The organism is Cellulomonas alba (assembly GCF_030362835.1).
GTDB lineage: Bacteria > Actinomycetota > Actinomycetes > Actinomycetales > Cellulomonadaceae > Cellulomonas > Cellulomonas alba.
In genome coordinates this window covers 2,523,967-2,548,187 of record NZ_JAUCGQ010000001.1, presented here as the reverse complement: position 1 = coordinate 2,548,187, position 24,221 = coordinate 2,523,967, and the positions used below count along the sequence as shown (strand labels likewise).

The following is a 24,221-nucleotide window of genomic DNA, read 5'->3' as shown; positions in this document are numbered from 1 at the left end:
CCGTCCGGGTCCGAACGCTAGCCGCTGGGCTAGCATCCGGGCAGGTCCGCGGGACGATTTCGCCCGGTACGCGACGAGTCTGGGGCGGGGGTGCGGATGGCAGCGCGCGGTGCGGTCGTCGTCGTCAACCACGGCGCCTCCGACCTGCTCGAGGCGCACCTCGCCCGCACGGCCGCCGGCCTCGACGCGCTCGTGGTGGTGGTCGACAACTCGCCGTCCGAGGCGGCCCGCGCGCGTGCCCGCGAGCTCGCGGGCGAGCACGGCTGGGTGCTGGTCGAGACGGCGAACGACGGCTTCGGTGCGGGCGTCAACGCCGGCGCCGAGGAGGCGCTCGAACGGGGCGCGCGGGCGCTCCTCGTCGTCAACCCGGACCTCGACGTCGCCGCGGCGGACGCGGCCGCACTGCTGGACCAGGTCCTCGACGAGCCGGGCGTCCTCGTCGCGCCGGTCGTGCAGCGCGAGGACGGCTCGACGTGGTTCTCCGGAGGGTCGCTGGACCCCGCGACGGGCCGCACCCGGTCGACCCAGCCCGACCCGGCCGTCGCGGTCGACTGGCTGTCCGGCGCGTGCCTCGCGGTCTCGGCCGAGGCCTGGAGGGCGCTCGGCGGCTTCGACCCGCGGTTCTTCCTCTACTGGGAGGACGTCGACCTGAGCTGGCGCGCCCGGGCCGCGGGACTGCGGCTGGCGGTGCGGCGCGACGTCGTGGCCACGCACGCCGTCGGCGGCACGCAGGAGCACGCCGGGTCGCGCCGCAAGTCCGACCTCTACTACGCGCAGAACTGCCGCAACCGGCTGCTGTTCGCGGCCCTGCACCTCGACGCCCGCACCCGGCGCCGCTGGGCTCTCCGTGCGCCCGGGTACGCGCGCGCCGTGCTGCTGCGCGGCGGGCGACGGCAGCTGCTCGAAGGGCCCGGCCCCGTGCTCGCGGTGACGCGCGGGACGTTCGCGGGCCTGCGCGCGATCGCGCGGCCGCCCGCCCGGCACGGGGGGCCGTGACCGTGCCGCACGTCGTCGTCGCGCATCCGTCGACCGAGCTGTACGGGGCCGACCTGCAGGTGCTCGAGTCGGTCACGGCCCTGATCGAGGCCGGCTGGCGCGTGACGTTCGCGCTGCCCGAGGACGGCCCGCTCGCGGCGCGCGCGGACGCGCTCGGTGCGCACGTGGTGCGCGCGCCGTTCCCCGTGCTCCGCAAGGCGCTGCTGACGCCGCGTGGGCTCCTCGGGCTCGCCGGCCGGGCGTCGTCCGCGACCCTGCGCGGCGCGCGCTGGCTCCGCGCGGAACGTCCCGACGCGGTCTACGTGAACACGGTGACGATCCCGACGTGGCTGGCCGCCGCCCGGCTCGCGCGCGTCCCCGCGCTCGTGCACGTGCACGAGGCCGAGGAGGACCAGGCACGCGCCGTCACCGCCGCGCTCACCGCGCCGCTCCTGCTCGCGTCCGCCGTCGTGACGAACAGCGAGAGCGCGCGTCGGTCGGTGGGGCGCGTGTTCGGCGGGCTGAGCAGGGGCGCGCGCGTCGTGCCGAACGGCGTGCCGGGACCACCGGCGCCCCCGGCGTCACCGAAGCCGAGCGCACCGCACGACGGGCCGCTCGCCGTCGCGCTCGTCGGCCGCCTGTCGCCGCGCAAGGGCACCGACGTCGCGGTCGACGCGGTCGACCTGCTCCGCGCCGACGGCGTCGACGTCACGCTCCGCGTCGCGGGCACCACGTTCACCGGCTACGAGTGGTTCGAGGACGAGCTCCGCGCGCGGGTGGACGCCGCCGGGCTGGCCGACCGCGTGACGTTCCTCGGGTTCGTGCGCCCGACCTGGCCCGAGCTCGACCGGGCGGATGTCGTCGTGGTGCCGTCGCGCGTCGAGCCGTTCGGCAACACCGCGGTCGAGGGCATGCTCGCGGGCCGGCCCGTGGTGGCGTCGCGCACCCAGGGGCTCGCCGAGATCCTCCGCGACGGCGAGACCGGCCTGCTGGTGGAGCCCGGCGACCCCGCCGACCTCGCGCGCGCCCTCGCGCGGCTCGCGCGGGACCCGGAGCTGCGCGGACGGCTGGCCGCCGCGGGCCGGGCCGACGCGCTCGAGCGGTTCGGCACGGCGCGCTACGGCGCCGAGATCGTCGCGGCGGTCGAGGGGGTCAGGACCGCGGGGTGATCGCGATCGGCGTGGTGTCCGACCAGACGTCGGCGAGCATGTCGAGCAGCCCGATCGACGTCGTGTCGACGATCATCGCGCAGTTCTTCGAGGCCTGGGTCCGCTGGAACACGTTGCTGTGGAACACGAAGCCGGCGAGCGGGCCGCGCGACTTCTCGGCCAGGTTCACCGAGCACGAGCCGTTGCCGAACGAGTTGCCCTGCACGTTCACCGAGCCGATCGTTCCGGCGTCCTGCGCGACCATGAGCGCCGCGTTGTGGCTGCCCTCGAACGTGTTGTGCACCAGCGTGATGTTCTTGCCGACCGAGATCTGCACGTTGTCGTCGTGGCTCGGGCCGCCGTTGAAGTTCGGGTCGCTGTCCCAGTGCAGGTTGTTGTGGAACCACGAGTCGCGGATGGTCACGTTGTTGCCGTTGATCATCGCCTGGTCGGTGACGTCGTGGATGTTCACGCGCTCGAGCGTGAAGTTCTGCCCGATGACGCCGCGGATGTTCGGCGACGGGTCCTTCGCGTAGAGCTCGGAGTCCTGGATCGTCACGCTGTACGACGGGCTCGTGACCATGACGAGCGCGAGGCTCGAGGTGACCGGCCGGCCGACGATCTTCGACCGCTTGATCACCACGTCGGGCGCCTGGACGTAGACGATGCCGCGGACCTCGGTCGCGTCGAGCACCGTTCCGGCCTTGGTGATCGTGAGGTCGCCGTCGTGCACGGTCAGCGCCGTCCCTGCGGGCACGCCGGTCGTCGCCGCGGACGGGAAGCCCGCGGGCGTCGGCGCGCTGCCACCGGACGACCCGGCGCTCGGCGCGCTGGGCGTCGGCGAGGGGGTCGGCGCCGGGGCCGGCGTGGTGGTCGGCTTCGGCGTCGCGGTGGGGGTCGCCGTGGGCTTCGGCGTCGCGGTGGGGGTCGCCGTGGGCTTCGGCGTCGCGGTCGGCGTCGCCGTGGGCTTGGCGGTCGCGGTCGCGGTGGCGGACGGCGTCGCCGTCGGCTTCGCGGCCGACGGCGTGGCCGTGGCGGTCGGCGTCGGCGTCGTGGCGGCGGGAACCGTGTAGCTCTCGAGCCGGATGGTCACGCTCACGCTCGCGGCCGACGAGTAGACGGCCACCATCTTCTTGGCCTTGGTCAGGTCGAGCGTGACGTTCGCGTACTTGACGCTCTTGACCGGCGTCGTCATGGCGGGCTTGGCCTTGCAGGTCGCCGTCACGACGGCGCCCGGGCACAGGACGACCTGCGTCGGCCGCCAGGCGAGCTGGGCGGCGACCACGAGCTTGGCGCTCGTCGCGGCGTCGGGCACGGGCAGCGGGACGACGACCGTCGCGCCCGGCGCGACCACGCGGTTGACGAGCACCCGCGCATTCACGGTGACGGTCCCGCTCGTCGCCTCGGCCAGGGGCGCGGCGATCGCGAACGCACCGGCGAGGAGACCCGCCACGAAGCCGGCGACGGCGACGACGCGAGCGCGCCGTGCACGCAGCGGCTGCAGAACCATGGCGGGTGTCCCCTCGTCCTTCACGACAAGGACGGCGCGTCTGCACCGTCCGAAGTTGCTGGGAGCCTAGGGGGGCCCTTCGGAGCGGTGGAACATCCCGATGCGCGGGGCAACCTACGCTCGGCGACACCTGCACCTACCCGGACGGATCGGGACGGGTGCGCTCATCTGCGCATTCACGCGAAAGCGGACGGGTCACCCCTCGGTGTGTGACCTTCGTCACATCTCGGACGCCTGTCCGGTTTGTGGGAACTCGGCCGTTGCTCCGATCGGGTGGTGACGGCGCCCGGGCCGCGCGCCGACCGCTACAGCGAGCGCAGCTCGCGGTACCACTTCGCCGCCGCGGCGACGACGAAGAGCGCGGTGCAGACGACCAGCGCCGTGTAGACGGTCATGAAGACGGTCGGCGCACCGAGGAGCAGGAAGGCGAGGCACAGCACCCCGTAGTCCGTCGGCACGACCAACGCCGAGCGCAGCCACGGCAGGCGTCCGCCCGTCGCCGCGACGCTCGCCCGTCCGGCCGCGCGCCGCATCTGCTCGGTGAGGATCATCCCGAAGAAGAGGACCGAGCCTGCGACCGCGTGCAGCAGCGGGACCAGCAGCCACCCGCGCGACACCGTGTCGAACCGGTAGAACCCCACCGCGAGCGCGAGCGGCATCGTGGCGATCTTGGTGGCGTCGACCATGTGGTCGAGCCACTCCCCCGCCGGGCTCCCGGTGCCGGTCAGCCGGGCGACCTGCCCGTCGGCCGAGTCGAGCGCGTACCCGAGCACGAGGCAGGCGGTGACCGCGACGCCGAGCCCGACGCTCGCGGGGAACAGCACCAGCAGCGCGATGCCGGCGAACGTCGCGACCGCGCTCAGGCCGGTCACCTGGTTCGGCGTCAGGCCGAGCCGGTACGCGCCCGCCGCGAGCAGCCGCCCGAGCCGGCGGTTGACGAACCGCGAGTAGGCCGGCGCGCTCCGGGCCGCGGCCTTCTGCGCGCTCGCGAGGCGCGCGAGCGTGGTGCGGTACGGCTCGCGTCTGCGCGGGTTCCCGGTGGCGTCCGCCGTCGCGCCCTCCCGAGCGTCGGGCGCCGACTCCTCCGGCGCCGCGTCGTGCAGGTCGGTCACCGTGCCTCCACCACCTCGGAGCGAGCCGGCGCCGTGGTCGCCCAGCGGCGCCGGGGTCCGGGCACGCGGCGCGCCACCAGGTCGCGCGCGAGCCGCTCGTAGCCGTCGGCCACGCGGTCCCAGTCGTAGTCGCGAGCCCGCTCGCGCAGCGCGGCCGCGTCGCGCGCGACCGCCGCGGTGTCGGCCTCGGCGCGCTCCACCTCGCGCGCGACGTCCGCCGGGCCCCGGAAGTAGCGGCCGGCGCCGCCGAGCACGTCCCGGTTGAAGTCGACGTCGAACGCGACCGTCGCGGTGCCCGCACCGATCGCGCGCAGCAGGGACGGGTTGGTGCCGCCGACGCTGTGGCCGTGCACGTACGTGAGCGCGTGGGCGTAGAGCTGGTCGAGGAGCTCCGCGTCCCACACGCCACCGAGCAGACGGACGCGCGGGTCGTCGCCCGCGGCCGCACGCACGCGCGCCGTGTACTCGTCGGCGTAGGGCGCGGACCCGACGACGACGAGCGGGAGCGCGGCGTCGCTCGCGACGTAGCCCGCGACGGCGACCTCCACATGGTTCTCCGGCTCGAAGCGCGCGACGACGAGGTGGTACCCGCCGGGCTCGAGCCCGAGCTCGCCGAGCCGGTCGGAGGCGATCCCGTCGAGCGACGGAGCGCCGTACGCCAGCTCGGTGGTCGGTGCGCCGAACTTCCGCGCGTAGTACCGGGCGATGCCCGGCGCGTCGGCGACGAGCGCGTCCGACCAGCGCACCGCGAGCGACTCCGCCCGCTGGTAGTAGCGCCGCCCCGTGCCGCTCCACTTGGCGCGCCGCCACTCGAGGCCGTCGACGTGGGTGGCGACCGGCACCCGCAGCGCCCTGACCACGGGCAGGAGCGGCGCGTTGGCCGCGTTGAAGACGAACGCCGCGTCGGTCCGGTGCGCCGCGAGGTGCCCGACCGAGAGCGCGGTGTGGCTGAGCGTCTCGAGCGAGCGGCGGCGCAGCGCGGGCAGCGTCACGCACCGCATGCCCAGGTGCTCGGCGGGCGACGGCGTGCCGTCGACGCTGCGGCAGTAGACGACGACGTCGTGGCCACGGGCGGCGAGCCGACGGCCGATCTCCTCGACCGCCGTCTCGAAGCCGCCATACCGCGCCGGGACACCGCGGGTGCCGATCATCGCGATCGACAGCGGGCGGGCGTCGTCCATCGTCAGCTCCTCCGTCTGCAGCCCAGGGCTGCCCCTCGAGCCTAGGTGTCCGATTCCTCCCGCCGGGCGTCCGGCGACCGAGTTCACCCGGGCGATCCCGGGGCACCGACGAGCGCCTCTCCGGCGCGCGTGGTCAGTACGCGCCCGAGCTCGACACGACCGCCCGGAACGTCTTCCACAGGATCATCGCGTCCATCGCCACGGACCAGTTGTCGACGTAGCGGAGGTCGAGGCGCACGGCCTCGTCCCAGTCGAGGTCGGAGCGACCGCTGACCTGCCACAGCCCCGTCAGGCCGGGCCGCACCCGCAGGCGGCGGCGCACCTCGTCCGGGTAGGCCGCCACCTCGGACTCGAGCGGAGGCCGGGGTCCGACGAGCGACATGTCGCCGCGCACGACGTTCCAGAGCTGGGGCAGCTCGTCGAGCGAGAAGCGTCGCAGGAACCGTCCGACCGGCGTGACGCGCGGGTCGTCCTTCATCTTGAACAGCAGGCCGGCGCCCTCGTTGCGGTCCTCGAGCTCGGCACGCCGCGCGTCGGCGTCGACGTACATCGAGCGCAGCTTCCAGATCGTGAACGTCGAGCCGTCGACGCCCACGCGCGTCTGGCGGAAGAAGGCGGGGCCGGGGGACGTCAGCCGCACGAGGAGCGCGAGCCCCATCACGACCGGCAGCAGGACGATGCCGACGAGCGCGGTCAGCGTGACGTCGATGACCGACTTCGCCACGAAGCGCCGGATCGGGGCGTCCACCTCGACCTCGAGCAGCGACAGTCCCGCCGTCGGACGGACCGACAGCCGGGGGCCCGAGACCTCCACGAGGTCCGGCACCACGACGAGGTCCGCGCCCACGCGGCCGAGCGCCCACGAGAGCCGTCGCATCGCCTCGCCGCTCAGGCACGAGCCCGAGACGATGACGACCTCCGCCGCGCGGTCCGCGACCACCTGGACGACGTCCGCGACGCCGCCGACCACCGGGACGCCCTCGACGTCGAGCGGCCCCGCGTCGGGGATGCACAGGCCGTCGATGCGGTACCCGTGGTGCGGCTCGGCAGACAGGTCGCGGACCACGCGCGCGGCCGAGGCCGGGTCGCCGACGACGATCGTGCCGCGCATGGCCGCGCCCTCACGTCGGGCCGCGTGCAGCCGCCGCCGGCGCGCGTACCGCAGCAGGCACGAGGCGGCCGCGACGAGCGGGACGCCGACGAGCACCGCGGGACGCGGCACCTCCGTGCGGAAGACGAACGCCCACGCGACGAGGAGGGCGGCGAGCGCACCGCTCGCCCGCGCCACGGCCTGGAACTCGGCCGGGCCGTCGCCGAGCTCGTGCTGGCGGTAGCCGCCGAACGCGGCGACGAGCGCCACGAACAGCAGGACGGACGCCGCACCCGCGGCGACCGCGACGCCGGCCGCGTCGGGCACGGCAAGGATCGCGACGACCGACCCCACGACGGCGGCGCACATCGCGTCGAGGCTCGCCGCGGCGGCCGCGTACCGGGTGCCGGCGCTGCGCCACGCGTTCGCCCGCCGCTCGCCGTCGGCGTTGACGGTCGTCGCGCGGCGCACGAACGGCTCCGGCGACGCCCAGGACCGACGGGGTTCCCGAGAGGCGGCACGGCGGTCGACGCCCTCACCGAAGCTGAAGAGGCCCCGGTCGGCGGTCAGCGTCATGTCCACCCCCCCGGGCAGCGAGATGTTCGCGAACACCGGGGACGCTAGTCGACCGTCTTGTACCGGTCAGCACCTTCTGTCCGATTTCACCCGCTTTGCGCGACGCGCCGGAATCGGCCGCGTGACGGGTCCGTGACGGCTCGGCGAACGGCCGGCGACACGCGGCGCCACCTGCGCGCGCACCCGGACGCGCGGTCGATGAGCAGCGGAAATACATCGCTGTCACAGCCGGCACATTCTGCGCACTCGATAAATGTGAGCCACGTAACAGACCTGGACGAGCGTCCAGTACGTGAGACAGCGGCGCTCAAAATCGCCCGCATTCAGACATCTCGCAGTGCTTCTCAGCGGTCTCCCAGCACAAATGTGAGTGGCCTCACGCTCCTGGACGCTTGTGCAGATCAGCAGTTCACAGGGTTGCCAAGCACAGGCCAATTACCCCGAGTAAGGACCTATGTCCGATTTACCCACCCCTGGGCGCATGTCAAAGTTGGGTCATCGAAATCGCCCAAACTCCAGCATGGGCGCCTTTTCGGACCACCATTCCCACTTCACAGGAGCACAGGCATGTCCACGCCCAAGAGCGTCCAGGTCTGCACGCGGAGCCTCTTCGCCGCCGCGGTGACCGCCGGCCTCGTCGTCACGCTGACGCCCGGTGCCGCGCACGCCGCGACCACCACGGCGACCGTGAACGCGACCACCGCCCAGCGCGAGACGTACCCGACCATCGCCACCGACTCGTTCACCCGGACGAGTGGCTCCGGCTGGGGCTCCGCCGAGACCGGTGGCTCGTGGGTCCAGAACGGTGCGGCGTCGCAGTACACCGTCGACGGCAAGGTCGGCTCGCTGTCCGTCGCCCGCGCCGGCTCGACCATCAGCTCCTACCTGTCCGGTGTCTCCGCGACCGACACGGACACCACCATCACGTTCTCGGCCGACAAGGCGCAGACGGGCTCGGGCACGCACCTGCTGGTGTCGGGCCGCCACATCGGCTCGCTCGACTACGCCGCCAAGATCCGCCTGAACGCCGACGGCACCGCGACGCTCGCGCTCGTCGACGGCACGACGACGCTCGCCGCCGTCAACCTGCCCGGCACCTACGCCGCGAACGACCAGATCACCGTCCGCCTCCAGGTGTTCGGCACGTCGCCGACGACCGTCCGCGCCAAGGCGTGGCGCACCGGCTCGACCGAGCCGACGAGCTGGCAGGTCAGCACCACGAGCTCGACCTCGGGTCTCCAGGCCAAGGGCACGGTCGGCGTCTCGGCGTACCTGTCGGGCAACGTGACGAACGCACCGATCGCGTACCGCTTCGACGACCTCAAGGTCACCACCGCCCAGCCCGTGCTGGTGCCGAACGCCGTCCCCACCGCGAAGGTCGCGTCCAAGGTCAGCGACCTGGCGGCGCACCTCGACGGCTCGGCGTCGACCGACTCCGACGGCACCATCGCGTCGTACACGTGGAACTTCGGCGACGGCACCACGGGCACCGGCGCGGTCGTCGACCACGCCTACGCCAAGGCCGGCACGTACACCGCGTCGCTGACGGTCACCGACAACGACGGCGACTCGGCCAGCGCGTCGACGCAGGTCGTCGCGGTCGCACCGAACCAGGCGCCGGTGGCGTCGTTCACCGCGAAGACGACCGACCTCACCGCGGCCGTCGACGGCTCGGGCTCGTCCGACCCGGACGGCAAGGTCGCCTCCTACGCGTGGGACTTCGGCGACGGCAGCACCGGCACGGGGGCGGCGGCGACGCACGCCTACGCGAAGGCCGGCACGTACACCGTCAAGCTCACCGTGACCGACGACCGTGGGGCGACCGCCTCGACGACGAACACGGTCACGGCGGTCGCGCCGAACCAGGCGCCCGTCTCCTCCTTCACCGCCTCGACGAAGGACCTGACCGCGACGCTCGACGGCACCGGGTCCTCGGACCCCGACGGCAAGGTCGCCTCGTACGCGTGGAGCTTCGGTGACGGCTCGACCGGCACCGGCAGCACGGCCACGCACACCTACGCGAAGGCCGGCACCTACACCGTGACGCTCGCGGTGACCGACGACCGCGGCGCGACCACGAGCAGCTCGAAGACGGTCACGGCCGTCGAGCCCAACAAGGCGCCCCTCGCGTCGTTCACGGCGTCGGCGCAGGACCTCACCGCGTCGGTCGACGCGTCCGGCTCGTCGGACCCCGACGGATCGATCGCCTCGTACGCCTGGGACTTCGGTGACGGCGCGACCGGCACGGGCAGCAAGGCGACGCACGCCTACGCCAAGGCCGGCACGTACACCGTGACGCTCACCGTCACGGACGACGCCGGTGCGAAGACGAGCTCCACGAGCTCGGTCACGGTGACGGCTCCGGTCGCGTCCAGCACGCTCGCGAAGGACGACTTCTCGACCGCGCGCAGCAACGGCTGGGGCGACGCCCAGACCGGTGGCACGTGGACGCTCGCCGGCGCCGCGTCGAACTACTCGGTCTCCGGCAGCTCCGGCCGCCAGGTCATCACGACGGCCGGCTCGACCCGCACCGCGTCGCTGACGTCGGTCTCCTCGACCGACACCAACACGACCGTCACGATCGCGGCCGACAAGGCCACCGCCGGCGGCGCGTCGCAGATGACCGTGATCGGCCGCCAGGTCGGCACCGACAGCTACGCCGCGCGCATCAAGTGGAACGCCGACGGCACGACGCAGCTCTCCGCGATGGAGAACGGCACCGCGCTCAGCACGGCCTCGCTCGCGGCGTACAAGGCGGGCGACCAGCTCAACGTGCGCCTCGAGGTCACGGGCACCAGCCCGACGACCGTCCGCGCCAAGGTCTGGGCGGCCGGCTCGGCCGAGCCCACCGCGTGGCAGGTGTCCGGCACCGGCTCGCTCGCGAGCCTGCAGAAGGCCGGCTACGTCGGGCTCTCGTCGTACATGTCGAGCTCGGCCTCGGTCGCCCCGCTCACGGTCTCCTACCGCGACCTCAAGGTCACCGGCACCAGCGACCAGAACCTCGGCGGCGGCACCGAGAAGCCCGAGGTCAAGCCCGGCTACGGCGTGCCCGAGGGCACGACGATCCAGAAGACGGTCGACGGCAACCTCACCATCACCGACGACAACACGGTGATCGACGGCTGGGACATCCGCGGCTACGTGACGATCAAGGCGAAGAACGTCCTGATCAAGAACAGCTACATCCGTGGCACCGCGGTCCCGCAGGTCAACGACCTCCTCCGGGTCCAGGGCGACGCCTACTCGGTCACGGTCGAGAACTCCACGCTCGCGGCGCAGACCGAGAGCGCGAACCAGGACGGCGTCAAGGGCTGGAACTTCACGCTGCGCGGGGTCGACATCAGCCACGTCATCGACCCGATCCACATCCACGGCCCGAACGTGCTGATCGAGAACTCGTGGCTGCACGACAACTCGCACTACGAGCAGGACCCGAACTGGAACAACACGCCGAGCCACGACGACTCGATCCAGATCCAGCAGGGCTCGAACATCACGATCCGCAACAACACGATCCAGGGCTCGCACAACGCGGCCGTCATGCTCACGCAGGACGCCGGCGCGGTCAGCAACCTGACGATCAGCGGCAACTCGATCGACAACGGCGCCTGCTCGATCAACATCAAGGACGCGTCGATCGGCGCTCCGAAGAACGTCTCGATCACCGACAACACGTTCGGCCGCGGCCAGGTCTACAAGAACTGCGCGGTCCGCGTGCCCACGGCGTACGCCCTCACGATGACGAACAACGTGTGGGTCGACGGCGGCATCGTCGCTCGGACGAACATCTGACGCACGCCTGACGAGGGCCCGTCCGCTCACCGCGGGCGGGCCCTCGCGCGTGCTCGGCGGCCGACGCTAGGGTCGGCTCGCCCCCGGGAGGTGAGCATGCGCCCGCTGACGTTCGTGACGCCCGTGTTCGAGGCCGAGCTCCCGCTGCTCGAGCTGCAGGCGCGGTCGCTCGCGCGGCGCCTGCCCGCTGACGAGGGCCACGAGCTCCTGGTGCTCGACAACACCGCGCGCGGGCTGGGCCGGGCGGCACGCGCGCGGCTCGAGGCCGCGTACGGCGAGCACCTCCCCCACGTGCGGGTGCTGCGCCCGTCCGACGTGTGCCCCATGCCGCCGACGTCCGGCTGGCGCGGCCAGCAGGTGCTCAAGCTCGCGGTCGCCCGGCTCGTGCGCACGCCGCGGTACGTCGCGCTCGACGCGAAGAACCACCTGGTCGGCTCGCTCGACGACGCGTTCGTCGAGGGCCCCGACGGCCGGACGCGGGTGCGCGCGCACGGCTTCGCCGACCACCCCCTGCGGCCCGCGCTCGAGCACGTGCTCGGCTACCTCGGGGTCGACCCGGCCGGCGCGGTCGAGCGCTTCCCCGCGACCGTGACGCCGTACGTGCTGGACACCGCCACCGTGCGCGACGTGGTGGCCGACGTGGAGAGCCGGTCGGGACGGCCGTTCGGCGACGAGTTCGTCGCGCACGAGCTCACCGAGTTCTTCCTCTACGCCGGCTGGATCCTCCGCGCCGACGGGACGCTCGAGAGGCGGCTCGAGCTGACGTCCGACCCCAACCCGACGGTGTGGCCGCGCGGCGCGGCGGACGTGGCCACCACCGTGGAGGAGGTGCGCCGCACGGGCGCGCCCTTCCTGGGAGTGCACCGCAACGCTGTGCCGCGCCTCGACGACGAGGGCCGGCGCCTGCTCGCCGAGCTGTGGGCGGAGCGCGGCCTGCTGGCGTCACCGGCCGACGGTGTCGACCTGCTCGCGGGCATGGCGCGCGACCACGAGCACCAGCGACGTCAGCAGCGGGTGCGGGACGTGCGCGCGCGGCTGCTCGGCCCCGTGCGCCGCCTCACTGGAACGGCAGGTGGAAGTCGAGCTCGTACGTGAGGTCGCGCGTCCGCTTGCCGATCACCCGCGCGGGCACGCCGCCGACGATCGTGTAGGGCTCGACGTCCTTCGTCACGACGGCACCCGCCGCGACGACCGCGCCCTCGCCGATCGTCACACCGGGCAGCACGGTCGAGCGGCTGGCCACGTAGGCGCGGTCCTCGATCGTCACCGGTCCCCCGACCGCCGCGAACCGCGCGTCCTGCGGGTCGTGCTCCATGGTGAACACGTGCACATGGCCGCCGATGTTGACGTTGCGGCCGATCGTCAGGCCGCGGCGCCCGTCGAGGAAGCAGTCGTTGCCGATGATCGAGTGGTCCGCCACGCGCACGCCCTCGATGCCGAAGAACGCGCAGCGCCAGTGCACCGACGTGTGCTCGCCGATCCGCATGCCGAGCCGCCGGTAGACCGCGAGCCGCAGCGCGTGGTTCGGCACCCGTCCGACGAGGAAGGCGGCGTACAGCTTCGCCCCTCGGCGGTACTGGTTCAGCGATGTCATGGCAGCCCTCGCGCTCGACGTGCGGAGCGACCATCCTGCCGGTCCGCGCCACGCCGGGTCATCACCCGGGCGCCGCTCAGCCCTTCGTGTGGAACCGCTGCTGCGCCGCCTCGAGCCCCAGGGTCACCACGGCCTCGACCGCGTCGGCCGCGGAGTCGAGCAGGAACGGCAGCTCCTTCTTCTCGACCGTCGAGAAGTCGCGCAGCACGAAGTCGGCGGGGTCCATGCGGCCCGGCGGTCGGCCGATGCCGACGCGCACCCGCACGTAGTCCTTGGTGCCGAGCGCCTTGGTGGTGTCGCGCAGCCCGTTGTGGCCGCCCTCGCCGCCGCCGCGCTTGAGACGGACGTCAGCGAACGGGATGTCGAGCTCGTCGTGCACCATGACGACGCGCTCCGGCTCGACGCCGTAGTACTTCGCGAGCGCCGAGACCGGGCCGCCCGAGACGTTCATGTAGGTCGTCGGCTTCGCGAGCACCACGCGCGGTCCGGGCGCCCCCCCGGGCAGGACCCCGAGGCGCGCCTCCGCGACCGCCGCCTGCGGGCGCTTCGACAGCAGGCCGCCCGAGCGGCCGCCGAACGTCGCACCCGTGCGGCGCGCGAGCTCGTCGAGCACCATGTGGCCGACGTTGTGCCGGTTGCCCGCGTACTGCGGCCCCGGGTTGCCGAGGCCGACGACGAGCCACGGTCCGTCGGTCATCGGTCCTCCTGGGTGGATGGGGGCGGTGCGGGCCGAGACGCCGACGCCCGGCACCGCAGGAACGGTACCGGGCGTCGGACAGGTCGGTTCGGGGGCGCGTCGGCGCCCCTCGTCACTCCGACATCTTGTCTGTCGGAGTGCCGCTGCGCTGAGCTCCGGGCGAGTGCCGCGCTGCGGCGACCCTCACCCTCCGCTCAGCTCCGCGTCACTCCTCCGTGGCGTCGGCGGCGTGCGACGCGGCCGACTGCTCGGCCGCCAGCTCCGCGGCGGCCTCGTCGGCGGCCAGGTCGTCGGCCGAGACGTGCGGCACGGAGACGGTCACGACGATCGTCTCGGCGTCCGTCACGAGCGCGGCGCCCTGCGGGAGCGTGATGTCGCCGGCGGTGATGATCGTGCCGCCCTCGGCGCCCTCGATGTTCACCTCGACCGCGGCCGGCAGGTGCGTGGCCTCGGCCTCGAGCTGCAGCGACTGGGTGTCGACCAGGTGGATCGTGCCGGGGGCCGACTCGCCGACGACGACGACGGGGACCTCGACGGAGACCTTCTCGCCCTTCTTCACGATCAGCAGGTCGACGTGCTCGATGACGTTCTTGACCGGCTCGCGCTGGACGTCCTTGGCGATCGCGAGCGTGGGCTTGCCGTCGAGCTCGATGGTGAAGAGCGCGTTCGCGTGCTTGAGCGCGAGCATCGTGTCGTGGCCCGGCAGGGAGACGTGCAGCGGGTCCGAGCCGTGCCCGTAGAGGACGGCGGGGATCTGGTGCGCGCGGCGCAGGCGGCGGGCGGCGCCCTTGCCGAACTCGGTGCGGGCGGTGGCGACGAGCTTGACCTCGGACACGGTGACTCCTGGAAGCGTTGGGCGGTGATGGACCGCGCGTGACGGGGTGGCGGCGTCCACGGACGCTGCGATGGGACGAGAGGCGGTGGCCTCGACGCGGGACGGCTGACGGGCACGCGGAGGCGGACCGCCCAGTCGATCACGGACCGGTGCGGACCTTCCCGGAGCCCGTCCGGGGGATCGCGGGGCGATCACCGGGGGCTGCTGGGCGGACCGTCCGTCGTCCCTCGCCGAGGCAACCCCCAGATCCTACCCGGTGGCCGGACGACGGCCCAACCGCGATGGTCCCGGGTCGGCGTGACGAACGACTCGTCGGCGCGCGACCGACGCGCGAACGTGGCTCGCCGTCAGGCGTTGCCGTCGAACAGCGACGTCACCGACCCGTCGTCGAACACCTCGCGGATCGCGCGCGCGATCAGCGGTGCGATCGACAGCACGGTGAGCTGCGGGAAGCGGCGCTCCTCCGGGATCGGCAGCGTGTCGGTGACGATGACCTCGCGTGCGCCGCACTGCTGGAGGCGCTCGATCGCGGGGTCGGACAGCACGCCGTGCGTCGCGGCGACGATGACGTCCTTCGCGCCCGCCTCGAGCACCACGCGGACCGCGCCCGAGATGGTGCCCGCGGTGTCGATGAGGTCGTCGGTGATGACGACCGAACGGCCCTCGACGTCGCCGACCACCCGGTTCGCCACGGCCTGGTTGGGCCGGCGGATGTCGCGCGTCTTGTGCACGAACGCCAGCGGCGCACCGCCCAGCTTCGCGGCCCACTGCTCGGCCACGCGGATGCGGCCCGCGTCCGGCGAGACGACGGCGACCTGCGACAGGTCGACGCGCGTGCGGACGTACTCCGTGAGGATCGGCATCGCCCACAGGTGGTCGACCGGCCCGTCGAAGAAGCCCTGGATCTGCGCCGAGTGCAGGTCGACGCTCATGATGCGGTCGGCGCCGGCGGTCTTGAACAGGTCCGCCATGAGCCGGGCCGAGATCGGCTCGCGGCCGCGGTGCTTCTTGTCCTGGCGGGCGTAGCCGAAGAACGGCGCGACCACGGTGATCGTCTTCGCCGACGCCCGCTTGAGCGCGTCGACCATGAGCAGCTGCTCCATGATCCACTGGTTGATGGGCGACGCGTGCGCCTGGAGCACGAACGCGTCGGCGCCGCGCACGGACTCGCCGAACCGGGTGTAGATCTCGCCGTTCGCGAACTCGTAGGCCGTGGTCGGCAGCAGCTCGATGCCGAGGTGCTTCGCCACGTCGGCGGCGAGCTCGGTGTGCGCCCGGCCGGAGGCGAGGACGAGGCGCTTCTCGCCGTCGGTGGAGACGATCCCGGTCATCGCGTGGCGTCCTCGTCGGTCGGGCCGGTGCTCGGCCGGTCGGTGCTGGCAGCGGGTGCGTCCTCGACGAACCGCGCGGGCTGGTCGGGCAGGTCGGGCGGTGGGGTGCGCCGCGTCGTGGCGGCGGCAGCGGCGGCCCGCTCGCGCTCGGCGCGCGCCTGCGGGGACAGGCCGTCCGAGTCGTCGGCCGGACGCGCGCGGCGGGCCGCGTCGGCGGCGGCGGTGCCGGCGCGCGAGCGCTCGACCCAGCCCTCGATGTTGCGCTGCGCCCCCGCGCTGACGCCCAGCGCGCCGGCCGGGACGTCGCGGCGGACCACCGTGCCGGCGCCGGTGTAGGCACCGTCACCCACCGTCACAGGCGCGACGAACATGTTGTCGGCGCCGGTGCGGGCGTGCGAGCCGATCACGGTGCGGTGCTTGTTCACGCCGTCGTAGTTGACGGTCACGGACGCCGCGCCGATGTTGGTGTGCTCGCCGATCGTCGCGTCACCGACGTACGAGAGGTGCGGCACCTTCGAGCCCGTGCCGATCTGCGCGTTCTTCGTCTCGACGAACGTGCCGATCTTGCCCTTCTCGCCGAGCTCGGTGCCGGGCCGCAGGTAGGCGAACGGGCCCACGCTCGCGCCCGCGCCGATCACCGCGAGGCTGCCGTGCGTACGGGTCACGGTGGCGCCCGGGCCGACCTCGACGTCGGTGAGCGTGGTGTCCGGGCCGACCGTCGCGCCCTCGCGGACCACGGTCGCGCCGTGCAGCTGCGTGCCGGGCAGCAGCGTGACGTCGCGCTCGAGCTCGACATCGACGTCGACCCACGTGGTCGCCGGGTCGACGACCGTGACGCCCGCGCGCATCCAGTCCTCGACGATGCGGCGGTTGAGCTCGGCGCCGAGCGCCGCGAGCTGCACGCGGTCGTTCACGCCCTCGACGCTCCACGGGTCGTCGGTAGCGAGCGCCCGGACGTGGCCGCCGTCGCCGCGCGCGATCGCCAGCACGTCGGTCAGGTAGACCTCGCCCTGCGCGTTGTCGCGACCCAGGCGGCCGAGCGCGCTGCGGAGGACCGCCGCGTCGAACACGTACGTCGACGTGTTGATCTCGGTGATGGCGCGCTGCTCGTCGCTGGCGTCCTTCTCCTCGACGATGCCCAGCACGTCGCCCGTGCCCTGCTCGCGCAGGATGCGGCCGTAACCCGTCGCGTCGGCCACGACGGTGGTGAGGACCGTGACCGCGTTGCCGTCCTCGTGGTGCGCCGCGAGCAGCTGCTCGAGCGTGCCCGCGTCGAGCAGCGGGACGTCGCCCGCCATGACGACGATCGCGCCCGCCGTCAGCGCGTCGGTCGCGGAGCCGATGACCCCCGGTCCGTCGTGCGCGCCGGCGGCGTCGGCCTGCGCGCCGGCGTCGAGCGCCGTCATCGCGACCTGGACCGCGCGGCCCGTGCCCGGGATCGCGTCCTGGTCGGCCAGGAGGACGCTCGCGTCGAGCTCGCGCACGTGTGCGGCGACGCGCTCGCGCTCGTGCCGGACGACCACGACGACCCGGGCGGGGTCGAGACCGCGCGCGGCCGCGAGCGCGTGGCCGACCATCGTGCGGCCACCGACGGTGTGCAGGACCTTGGGGATCGCCGAGCGCATCCGCGTGCCTTCACCTGCGGCGAGGACGATGACGGCGGCTGGGCGGGGAATCGTCACCGGTGGGTGCTCCTCGCGGGGTCTGCCCGGGTACGGGCGTCGGTCTCGGGCGCTGTCGCACTCTACCGCCGCGAGCAGGCTCGACTGGCCCGACGGCCGTGGCCTCGGCCACTGCTCGCGCCCGCTGACGCCGGGGTCGGGCGCGATTCGTCGGCGCGGGCGTACCGCGGAGCGACGTCGAGCGCGTCGCCGAGGTGAGGCGCGGTGCGGGTGCACGTGCCCGCCCACGATCGTCCGCGGGTGCGCTATGCGCGCACCGCCGCCGGTGACGCCGGCGCTCAGGCGGCGGCCGCGTTCTCCGCGCGGCTCCGCCCCCAGGATTCGAACCTGGACTGCAAGGCTCCAAAGGCCTGCGTGCTGCCGTTACACCAGGGCGGACCGGCGGTCCGGGCCGCCGTCGGCGGACCAGTCTGCCAGCCGGACGGCGGGGTCCGGTCCTGCGCACGGCGGCGGCGCGAGGCCGACAGGAGACCGTCGGTGCGGAGCGTGTCGCACCGGGACGCCCGCGCGAGCGTGAGCCGCGCGTCGCGCGGACCGCGCTCCGCACGGACGGTCGGAGGCCCGACCTCGCCGTCCCGGTGCACGTCGCACGGCATGATGGGCGCGTGGCGACCGAGAAGCGAGCACCGCGCTCCCGCATGACGGGCGTGCAGCGGCGTGCCCAGCTGCTCGACGTGAGCCGCCGCCTGTTCGCCGAGAAGGGCTTCGAGGGCACGAGCATCGAGGAGATCGCGGCGCGCGCCGAGGTCTCCAAGCCGGTCGTGTACGAGCACTTCGGCGGCAAGGAGGGCATCTACGCCGTCGTCGTCGACCGCGAGATCCAGGCCCTGACCGGGGCGCTGTCGGGCGCGCTCGAGGGCGGCGGCCACCCGAAGGTGCTCGTCGAGCGGACCGCGCTCGCGCTGCTGTCGTACATCGAGGCGTCCGAGGACGGGTTCCGCATCCTGGTGCGCGACTCCCCCGTCGCGCAGGCCACCGGCACGTTCTCGAGCCTGATCGGCGACGTCGCGACGCAGGTCGAGCACCTGCTCGCGGACCAGTTCACGTCGCAGGGCCTCAACCCGCGCACCGCGCCGATGTACGCGCAGATGCTGGTCGGCATGGTCGCGCTGACCGGCCAGTGGTGGCTCGACGCCCGGCGCCCGGCGAAGAGCGAGGTCGCCGCGCACCTCGTGAACCTCGCGTGGAACGGGCTGTCGTCGCTCGAGCGGCGGCCGACGCTGACGAAGCACGCGGTCGAGGAGTCCCGCGCGAAGCGTGCCTGACGGCCGCTCGGCTGCCTTGCGCGCGACGTGGGTGAGGGCCGCTCGTCGGCCGCGCGTCCCCCTCAGGTCTGTCGACGTCGAGTAACCTGCGCGGCATGTCGGCGAGCGAGTCCCGGGCGACGCAGGCCGGGCAGGACGAGGTCGACCGCATCGTGGCCGCGTGGCTGCGCGAGCGGCCGGACCTCGACGTGTCCCCGCTCGCGGTGCTCTCGCGCGTCACACGCCTGGCGCGGCACCTCGACCTCCAGCGGCGCAGCGCGTTCGCCCGCCACGACCTCGAGACGTGGGAGTTCGACGTGCTCTCGGCGCTGCGGCGCGCGGGCGCTCCGTACCGGCTGTCTCCGGGCGCGCTGCTCACGCAGACGCTCGTGACGAGCGGCACGATGACCAACCGGATCGACCGGCTCGTGGAGCACGGGCTCGTCGAGCGCCTGCCCTCGCCCGACGACCGGCGCGGCGTGCTCGTGCAGCTCACCGACGCGGGACGGGCGCGCGTCGACGCCGCGTTCTCGGATCTGCTCGACGTCGAGCGCGGGCTGCTCGAGGGCCTGCCCGCCGCCGAGCGCGAGCAGCTCGCCGCGCTGCTCCGGGCACTCGTCGCACCCTTCGACGCGAGCTGACGCCGCGGGGCGGACGCCCGCGTGGGGCCCGGCGTCAGCCGGCGGTCTCGGCCGCCTCGAGCCAGGCCGCCTCGAGCTCGTCCTTCTCCGCAGCGAGGGCGCGCAGGTCGGAGTCGAGCGCCAGGACCTGCTCGTGGTCGGTCGCGTTCGCGGCCATCCGGTCGTGCAACCCCGCCTCGAGCTCGGCGATGCGCGACAGGCGGCGCTCGATCCGCGCGACCTCCTTGCGCGCGGCGCGCACGTCGGCCGGGCTCGGGGTCGAGCCCTCCGGTGCCGCGGTCGACGGCGCGTCCGACGCGCGCGGAGCCGTCTCGGCGGCCGCGCTCGCGCGCGGGACGGCGCCGCGGCGGAGCTCGAGGTACTGCTCGACGCCGCCCGGCAGGTCGCGCAGCCGGCCGTCGCCGAGCAGCGCGTACTGCCGGTCGCAGACGCGCTCCAGCAGGTAGCGGTCGTGAGAGATGACGACCAGCGTGCCGGGCCAGCCGTCGAGCAGGTCCTCGAGCGCCGCCAGCGTGTCGGTGTCGAGGTCGTTGGTCGGCTCGTCGAGCAGCAGCACGTTGGGCTCGCCGACCAGCAGCCGCAGCAGCTGGAGCCTCCGGCGCTCGCCGCCCGACAGGTCGCGGACCGGCGTGCGCGCCCGCTCGCGCGTGAACCCGAGGCGCTCGACGAGCTGGGACGCGGTGAGCTCCTTGCCGCCGACGACGACCGACCGCTTCTCTCGCTCGACGACCTCGACCACGCGCAGGTCGGCGAGCTCGTCGAGGTCCTCGACGTCCTGGCGCAGCTCGGCGACCTGGATCGTCTTGCCGCGCTTGACGCGGCCCCTCGTCGGCTGGACGCGGTCGGCGAGCAGACCCATCAGCGACGTCTTGCCGGCGCCGTTGACGCCCACGAGCCCGAACCGGTCGCCCGGCCCGATGCGCCACGTGACGTCGTCGAGCAGCACCTTCTCGCCGTACGCGAGCGTGACGTCCTCGACGTCGAGGACGTCCTTGCCGAGGCGCGCGGTCGCCATGCGCGTGAGCGCGAGCTGGTCGCGCGGCGGCGGCTCGTCGGCGATGAGCGCGTTCGCGGCGTCGATGCGGAACTTCGGCTTGGACGTGCGCGCGGGCGCGCCGCGGCGCAGCCACGCGAGCTCCTTGCGCAGCACGTTCTGCCGGCGCTCCTCGCTGGCCGCCGCCTGCCGGTTGCGCTCGGCGCGGGCCAGCACGTACGCCGCGTAGCCGCCGTCGTACTGGTCGACCGTGCCGTCGTGGACCTCCCAGGTGCGCGTGCACACCGCGTCGAGGAACCACCGGTCGTGTGTCACGACCACCAGCGCGCCCTGGCCGCGGGAGTACCGCGCGACGAGGTGCTCGGCCAGCCACGCGACGCCCTCGACGTCGAGGTGGTTCGTCGGCTCGTCGAGCACGAGGACCTCGTCGTCGCGCACGAGCAGCGCGGCCAGCGCGACGCGGCGACGCTGGCCGCCCGAGAGGGACGACACGTCGGCGTCGAGCGCGACGTCGGCGAGCAGCCCCGAGTGCACCGCGCGGATGCGCGCGTCGGACGCCCACAGGTGCGGGTCCGCCGAGCCGTGGACGACGTCGAGCACCGTGCCGACCGCGAGCTCGTCACGCTGGTCGAGCACCGCCACGCGCGTCGAGCCGGAGCGTGTGACCCGGCCGGCGTCCGGCGCCTGCGCGCCCGAGAGCACCCGCAGGAGCGTCGACTTCCCGGCTCCGTTGGGGCCGACGACGCCGACGCGCGCGCCGTCGTCGAGCCCGAGGCTGACCTCGTCGAGCAGGGTGCGCGTGCCGAGCGTGAGCGTGACGCGGTCCGCGCCGAGCAGGTGAGCCATGAGGCCGCCAGGCTACCCGCGCGGCGCCCGTGCCCACCGCCGACGTCGAGGTGCGAACCTCCCGCCGAGCCGTGTAGCTGGGAGTGCGCGGTCCGGCGGTAGTGCGCACCTGGGCGACGCCCGGGTCAGGACTCGTCGAGGTAGCGGCCGAGGGTGTCGAGGATGCCGTTCGTGCCGGCCTCGCGCCGGCTGCCGTCGTCGGAGCCGTCGAGGTAGACGCCCTGCTCGACGAACGTGAGTCTCGTGCCGCCGTCGACCGGCTCGAACGTGGTGGTGGTGAGCGACGTCGAGATGTGCGTCTCGTCGACCCACATGTCGTACGTCGTGACGATTCGCTCGGCCTCGACGATGTCGGTGTACGTGCTCGTGAAGCGCGTGCGCGGGCCACCGTGCCAGGAGCCGTCCGTGACCGTGCGGCCGCCCACGCGGAAGTCGTCCGTCTGCTGCGTGGCCGTGTAGGTGGGCTCGACGTCGAACCAGGCGAAGTGCGCGTCGGCGGCGGCGAACGCGTGCCAGACCTTCGCGACCGGGTGCGGGTACGTGCGCTCGATGCTGAACGTGTGGTGCGCGGCGGACCGCGCGGGCGTCTCGGCCAACGGTGCTCCTCGGGTTCGGTCGGTGGCAGGCGTGCGCCCGACACGTGTGGGGGGTGCGGGGTCGTCGGGTCAGCCGTCGGCGTCGAGGTGGGCCCCGAGCCGGTCGAGACGCCGCTCGGCCGGCAGGCGCTGGCCCCCGATCCAGCCGCCCGCGGGCTCGAGCGCACCCGGCACCAGCTGGAACGTGCGGACGCGCCCGACCTTCTGCGACTCGACGATGCCGGCGCTCTCGAGGACCGCGAGGTGCTGGACGACCGCCGACAGCGTCATCGCGTGCGGCTCGGCGAGCGTGCTGACGGACGCGGGCCCGCGCACCAGGCGCTCGACCATCGCCCGACGGCTCGCGTCGGACAGGGCGTGGAACACCCGGTCGAGGTCCTCAGACTTAAGCATCTGCTCAAGCATCGGCCCGTCGGGCCGACCGCACAAGCGCGACGCGCTACTCGGCGCTGACGATCCGCGCGCCTGCGACCGGCGCGGAGGCCGTGAGCACCCGCTCGGCGACGCCGGCCGCCGTGAACGCCGCGGCGATGACGAGCGCGTGCTGGCGGCTGCGCGCGAGCGCCGCCACGGTCGGGCCGGACCCGGAGACGACCGCGCCGAGCGACCCCGCGTCCTGCGCGACCGCAAGCACCTCGGCCAGGCCCGGGGCGAGCGACAGCGCGGCGTCCTCGAGGTCGTTGCGCAGCGCGGCGCCCAGCGCGTGCGGGTCGCCGGCGCGGAGCGCCTGCATCAGCGCGACGTCCTCGTCGGGGTCGAGCACGTCGGTGTCCTCGTCCGCCGCGGGCAGCCGGTGGGCGGCCCCGCGAGCCTCGACGAGCCGATCGCGCTCGGCGTACACCGCGCCGGCCGCCAGGCCGCCGTCCTGCACCGCGAAGGCCCAGTGGAACTCGCCGCGGCACAGCGCGGGCGTCAGCAGGTGCCCTCGGCCCGACCCGACCGCGGTGTGGCCCGCGAGCGCGAACGGCACGTCCGAGCCGAGCTCCGCGGCGAGCGCGACGAGCTCGTCGCGCGAGAGGCCGGTGTGCCACAGCGCGTCGCACGCGAGCAGCGCGGCGGCGCCGTCGGCCGAGCCGCCGGCCATCCCGCCCGCCACCGGGACGCCCTTGGAGATGTGCAGGTGCACACCCTCGTCGACGCCGGTGCGCTCGGCGATCAGCTCGACGGCGCGCAGCGCGAGGTTCGACCCGTCCGTCGGCACGAGCTCGCTCTGCGGTCCGTCGACCGAGACCGTGCGGCCCGACGACGGCGTCGCGACGACCTCCTCGAACACCGAGACCGCCTGGAACACGGTGACGATCGGGTGGTAGCCGTCCTCGGCGACCGGGCCGACGCGCAGCGAGAGGTTCACCTTGCCGGGCGCGCGTACCCGCACCTCTCGTTCGGGCAGCGGGTCGACCGGCAGCAACGTCACGGGGCCACCCTGCCAGGCGTGCCGTCGCCTGGCGCCTCGACGGCCGCGGCCAGCGCCCCGGCGATCCGTGCGAACCCGTCGACGTCCACCCGCTCCCCGCGCGCCTGGGGATCGACCCCCGCCGCCGCGAGCGCACGCTCGGCCGCGTCGGCCGAGCCGGCGAGCGGCGCGAGCGCCGACCGCAGCATCTTGCGTCGCTGCGCGAACGCGGCGTCGACCACCGCGAAGACGTCCTCGCGCGAGACGGACGCGACGGGCACCGGGCGACGGTCCATGCGCACGAGCGCCGAGTCGACGTTCGGCACCGGCCAGAACACCGACCGGCCCACGGTCGCGGTGCGCCGTGCCGACGCGTACCACGCCGCCTTGACGGACGGCACGCCGTACGTGCGGCTGCCGGGTGGCGCGGCGAGCCGGTCGGCGACCTCGGCCTGGACCATCACGAGCACGCGCTCGAGCGAGTCGAACCGCTCGAGGAACGTCAGCAGCACGGGTACCGAGACGTTGTAGGGCAGGTTGGCGACGAGCGCCTCGGGCGAGCGCCCGGGCAGCGCCCGGACGTCGAGCGCGTCGCTCGTCACGACCGTGAGCCGGTCGCGGCCGTCGCCGTCGCGCAGGACGACCACGGGCTCCCCGGCCACGGACTCCTCGCGCGACGCCGTCAGCCCGGGCACGTGCCGCGCCACGGTCTCGGGCAGGAGCCGCGCGAGCACCGGGTCGATCTCGACGGCGACGACGTCGGCGCCCGCCTCGAGCAGTCCCAGCGTCAGCGAGCCCAGCCCGGGCCCGACCTCGACGACGCGGTCGCCGGGCTCCACGTCGGCCTGCCGCACGATCTTGCGGACCGTCCCGGCGTCGAGCACGAAGTTCTGCCCGAGCGTCTTGGTGGGCCGCACCCCGGCGCGCTCGGCCAGCGCGCGGATCTCGGCCGGTCCGAGCAGGGCGACGGTCTGCACGCGACGA

20 protein-coding genes and 1 tRNA gene are annotated in these 24,221 nt (G+C 74.0%); 6 read left to right on the top strand and 15 right to left on the bottom strand.

Annotated elements, in window-relative coordinates; translation table 11 throughout:
* Positions 1 to 96: 96 nt before the first annotated feature.
* Positions 97 to 996, top strand: coding sequence for a glycosyltransferase family 2 protein (locus QRT04_RS11610; RefSeq protein ID WP_289455413.1), 900 nt, complete (start codon positions 97 to 99; stop codon positions 994 to 996).
* The gene (locus QRT04_RS11605; RefSeq protein WP_289455412.1) at positions 993 to 2,144 is read left to right on the top strand and encodes a glycosyltransferase; all 1,152 of its coding nucleotides are present in this window, start codon (positions 993 to 995) and stop codon (positions 2,142 to 2,144) included. Before QRT04_RS11610 ends, QRT04_RS11605 begins: the two co-directional genes overlap by 4 nt.
* Here QRT04_RS11605 and QRT04_RS11600 read toward each other — a convergent pair.
* The 4 genes from QRT04_RS11600 to QRT04_RS11585 form a co-directional block, all read right to left on the bottom strand.
* Positions 2,128 to 3,633: a right-handed parallel beta-helix repeat-containing protein gene (locus QRT04_RS11600; RefSeq protein ID WP_289455411.1), complete on the bottom strand. Its 1,506-nt coding sequence runs from the start codon at positions 3,631 to 3,633 to the stop codon at positions 2,128 to 2,130. The two genes, QRT04_RS11605 and QRT04_RS11600, sit on opposite strands and share 17 nt — an antisense overlap.
* A 305-nt stretch (positions 3,634 to 3,938) precedes the next feature.
* Positions 3,939 to 4,745, bottom strand: a complete 807-nt coding sequence (locus QRT04_RS11595) for a CDP-alcohol phosphatidyltransferase family protein (RefSeq protein WP_289455410.1) — start codon at positions 4,743 to 4,745, stop codon at positions 3,939 to 3,941.
* Positions 4,742 to 5,926 (bottom strand): DUF1972 domain-containing protein, encoded by a 1,185-nt coding sequence (locus QRT04_RS11590; protein WP_289455409.1) that lies wholly within the window; start codon positions 5,924 to 5,926, stop codon positions 4,742 to 4,744. The genes QRT04_RS11595 and QRT04_RS11590 overlap by 4 nt, the downstream gene beginning before the upstream one ends.
* Before the next feature lie 133 nt (positions 5,927 to 6,059).
* The gene (locus QRT04_RS11585) at positions 6,060 to 7,628 is read right to left on the bottom strand and encodes a sugar transferase (RefSeq protein ID WP_289455408.1); all 1,569 of its coding nucleotides are present in this window, start codon (positions 7,626 to 7,628) and stop codon (positions 6,060 to 6,062) included.
* A 531-nt stretch (positions 7,629 to 8,159) separates the two neighbouring features.
* Here QRT04_RS11585 and QRT04_RS11580 point away from each other — a divergent pair.
* Positions 8,160 to 11,384 (top strand): PKD domain-containing protein, encoded by a 3,225-nt coding sequence (locus QRT04_RS11580; protein WP_289455407.1) that lies wholly within the window; start codon positions 8,160 to 8,162, stop codon positions 11,382 to 11,384.
* A 96-nt stretch (positions 11,385 to 11,480) separates the two neighbouring features.
* Positions 11,481 to 12,479, top strand: coding sequence for a DUF6492 family protein (locus tag QRT04_RS11575; RefSeq protein WP_289455406.1), 999 nt, complete (start codon positions 11,481 to 11,483; stop codon positions 12,477 to 12,479).
* On the opposite strand, the gene QRT04_RS17220 is transcribed toward QRT04_RS11575, so the two are convergent.
* From QRT04_RS17220 to QRT04_RS11545, 6 genes are all read right to left on the bottom strand, one after another.
* Positions 12,442 to 12,699 (bottom strand): acyltransferase, encoded by a 258-nt coding sequence (locus QRT04_RS17220; RefSeq protein ID WP_407653614.1) that lies wholly within the window; start codon positions 12,697 to 12,699, stop codon positions 12,442 to 12,444. The two genes, QRT04_RS11575 and QRT04_RS17220, sit on opposite strands and share 38 nt — an antisense overlap.
* 355 nt (positions 12,700 to 13,054) lie before the next feature.
* Entirely contained in the window at positions 13,055 to 13,675 is a 621-nt protein-coding gene (pth, locus tag QRT04_RS11565; RefSeq protein ID WP_289455404.1) for an aminoacyl-tRNA hydrolase, read from the bottom strand.
* Between the two features lie 205 nt (positions 13,676 to 13,880).
* Positions 13,881 to 14,510 carry a 50S ribosomal protein L25/general stress protein Ctc gene (locus QRT04_RS11560; protein ID WP_289455403.1) on the bottom strand — a complete coding sequence of 210 codons (630 nt, stop codon included), beginning with the start codon at positions 14,508 to 14,510 and terminating at the stop codon, positions 13,881 to 13,883.
* 347 nt (positions 14,511 to 14,857) lie between these two features.
* Entirely contained in the window at positions 14,858 to 15,841 is a 984-nt protein-coding gene (locus QRT04_RS11555) for a ribose-phosphate diphosphokinase (protein ID WP_289455402.1), read from the bottom strand.
* Complete coding sequence (gene glmU, locus QRT04_RS11550; RefSeq protein WP_289455401.1) at positions 15,838 to 17,523, bottom strand: bifunctional UDP-N-acetylglucosamine diphosphorylase/glucosamine-1-phosphate N-acetyltransferase GlmU; 1,686 nt, start codon at positions 17,521 to 17,523, stop codon at positions 15,838 to 15,840. The genes QRT04_RS11555 and glmU overlap by 4 nt, the downstream gene beginning before the upstream one ends.
* A gap of 306 nt (positions 17,524 to 17,829) precedes the next feature.
* Positions 17,830 to 17,901: transfer RNA gene (locus tag QRT04_RS11545), tRNA-Gln, on the bottom strand.
* A 260-nt stretch (positions 17,902 to 18,161) separates the two neighbouring features.
* Between QRT04_RS11545 and QRT04_RS11540 the strand changes: the two genes are divergently transcribed.
* A complete protein-coding gene (locus tag QRT04_RS11540) occupies positions 18,162 to 18,788 on the top strand; it encodes a TetR/AcrR family transcriptional regulator (RefSeq protein WP_289455780.1) in 627 nt (208 codons plus the stop codon).
* 95 nt (positions 18,789 to 18,883) lie between these two features.
* Positions 18,884 to 19,408 carry a MarR family winged helix-turn-helix transcriptional regulator gene (locus QRT04_RS11535; protein WP_289455400.1) on the top strand — a complete coding sequence of 175 codons (525 nt, stop codon included), beginning with the start codon at positions 18,884 to 18,886 and terminating at the stop codon, positions 19,406 to 19,408.
* A 34-nt stretch (positions 19,409 to 19,442) separates the two neighbouring features.
* On the opposite strand, the gene QRT04_RS11530 is transcribed toward QRT04_RS11535, so the two are convergent.
* The 5 genes from QRT04_RS11530 to rsmA form a co-directional block, all read right to left on the bottom strand.
* Positions 19,443 to 21,248 carry an ABC-F family ATP-binding cassette domain-containing protein gene (locus tag QRT04_RS11530; protein WP_289455399.1) on the bottom strand — a complete coding sequence of 602 codons (1,806 nt, stop codon included), beginning with the start codon at positions 21,246 to 21,248 and terminating at the stop codon, positions 19,443 to 19,445.
* A gap of 125 nt (positions 21,249 to 21,373) precedes the next feature.
* Positions 21,374 to 21,844: an SRPBCC domain-containing protein gene (locus QRT04_RS11525; RefSeq protein WP_289455397.1), complete on the bottom strand. Its 471-nt coding sequence runs from the start codon at positions 21,842 to 21,844 to the stop codon at positions 21,374 to 21,376.
* Positions 21,845 to 21,913: 69 nt separating this feature from the next.
* Positions 21,914 to 22,237, bottom strand: a complete 324-nt coding sequence (locus tag QRT04_RS11520; protein ID WP_289455395.1) for an ArsR/SmtB family transcription factor — start codon at positions 22,235 to 22,237, stop codon at positions 21,914 to 21,916.
* Between the two features lie 46 nt (positions 22,238 to 22,283).
* Positions 22,284 to 23,258, bottom strand: a complete 975-nt coding sequence (locus QRT04_RS11515) for a 4-(cytidine 5'-diphospho)-2-C-methyl-D-erythritol kinase (protein WP_289455394.1) — start codon at positions 23,256 to 23,258, stop codon at positions 22,284 to 22,286.
* Positions 23,255 to 24,214, bottom strand: coding sequence for a 16S rRNA (adenine(1518)-N(6)/adenine(1519)-N(6))-dimethyltransferase RsmA (gene rsmA, locus QRT04_RS11510; RefSeq protein ID WP_289455393.1), 960 nt, complete (start codon positions 24,212 to 24,214; stop codon positions 23,255 to 23,257). Before rsmA ends, QRT04_RS11515 begins: the two co-directional genes overlap by 4 nt.
* Between the last annotated feature and the right edge of the window lie 7 nt (positions 24,215 to 24,221).

Excerpts from the sequence above, each read along its gene's own strand:
- QRT04_RS11610 (WP_289455413.1), top strand. The coding sequence starts at position 97 with ATGGCAGCGCGCGGTGCGGTCGTCGTCGTCAACCACGGCGCCTCCGAC.
- QRT04_RS11600 (WP_289455411.1), bottom strand. The coding sequence starts at position 3,633 with ATGGTTCTGCAGCCGCTGCGTGCACGGCGCGCTCGCGTCGTCGCCGTC.
- QRT04_RS11590 (WP_289455409.1), bottom strand. The coding sequence starts at position 5,926 with ATGGACGACGCCCGCCCGCTGTCGATCGCGATGATCGGCACCCGCGGT.
- QRT04_RS11580 (WP_289455407.1), top strand. The coding sequence starts at position 8,160 with ATGTCCACGCCCAAGAGCGTCCAGGTCTGCACGCGGAGCCTCTTCGCC.
- QRT04_RS11575 (WP_289455406.1), top strand. The coding sequence starts at position 11,481 with ATGCGCCCGCTGACGTTCGTGACGCCCGTGTTCGAGGCCGAGCTCCCG.
- QRT04_RS17220 (WP_407653614.1), bottom strand. The coding sequence starts at position 12,699 with ATGGAGCACGACCCGCAGGACGCGCGGTTCGCGGCGGTCGGGGGACCG.
- pth (WP_289455404.1), bottom strand. The coding sequence starts at position 13,675 with ATGACCGACGGACCGTGGCTCGTCGTCGGCCTCGGCAACCCGGGGCCG.
- QRT04_RS11555 (WP_289455402.1), bottom strand. The coding sequence starts at position 15,841 with ATGACCGGGATCGTCTCCACCGACGGCGAGAAGCGCCTCGTCCTCGCC.
- QRT04_RS11540 (WP_289455780.1), top strand. The coding sequence starts at position 18,162 with ATGACGGGCGTGCAGCGGCGTGCCCAGCTGCTCGACGTGAGCCGCCGC.
- QRT04_RS11535 (WP_289455400.1), top strand. The coding sequence starts at position 18,884 with ATGTCGGCGAGCGAGTCCCGGGCGACGCAGGCCGGGCAGGACGAGGTC.
- QRT04_RS11530 (WP_289455399.1), bottom strand. The coding sequence starts at position 21,248 with ATGGCTCACCTGCTCGGCGCGGACCGCGTCACGCTCACGCTCGGCACG.
- QRT04_RS11520 (WP_289455395.1), bottom strand. The coding sequence starts at position 22,237 with ATGCTTAAGTCTGAGGACCTCGACCGGGTGTTCCACGCCCTGTCCGAC.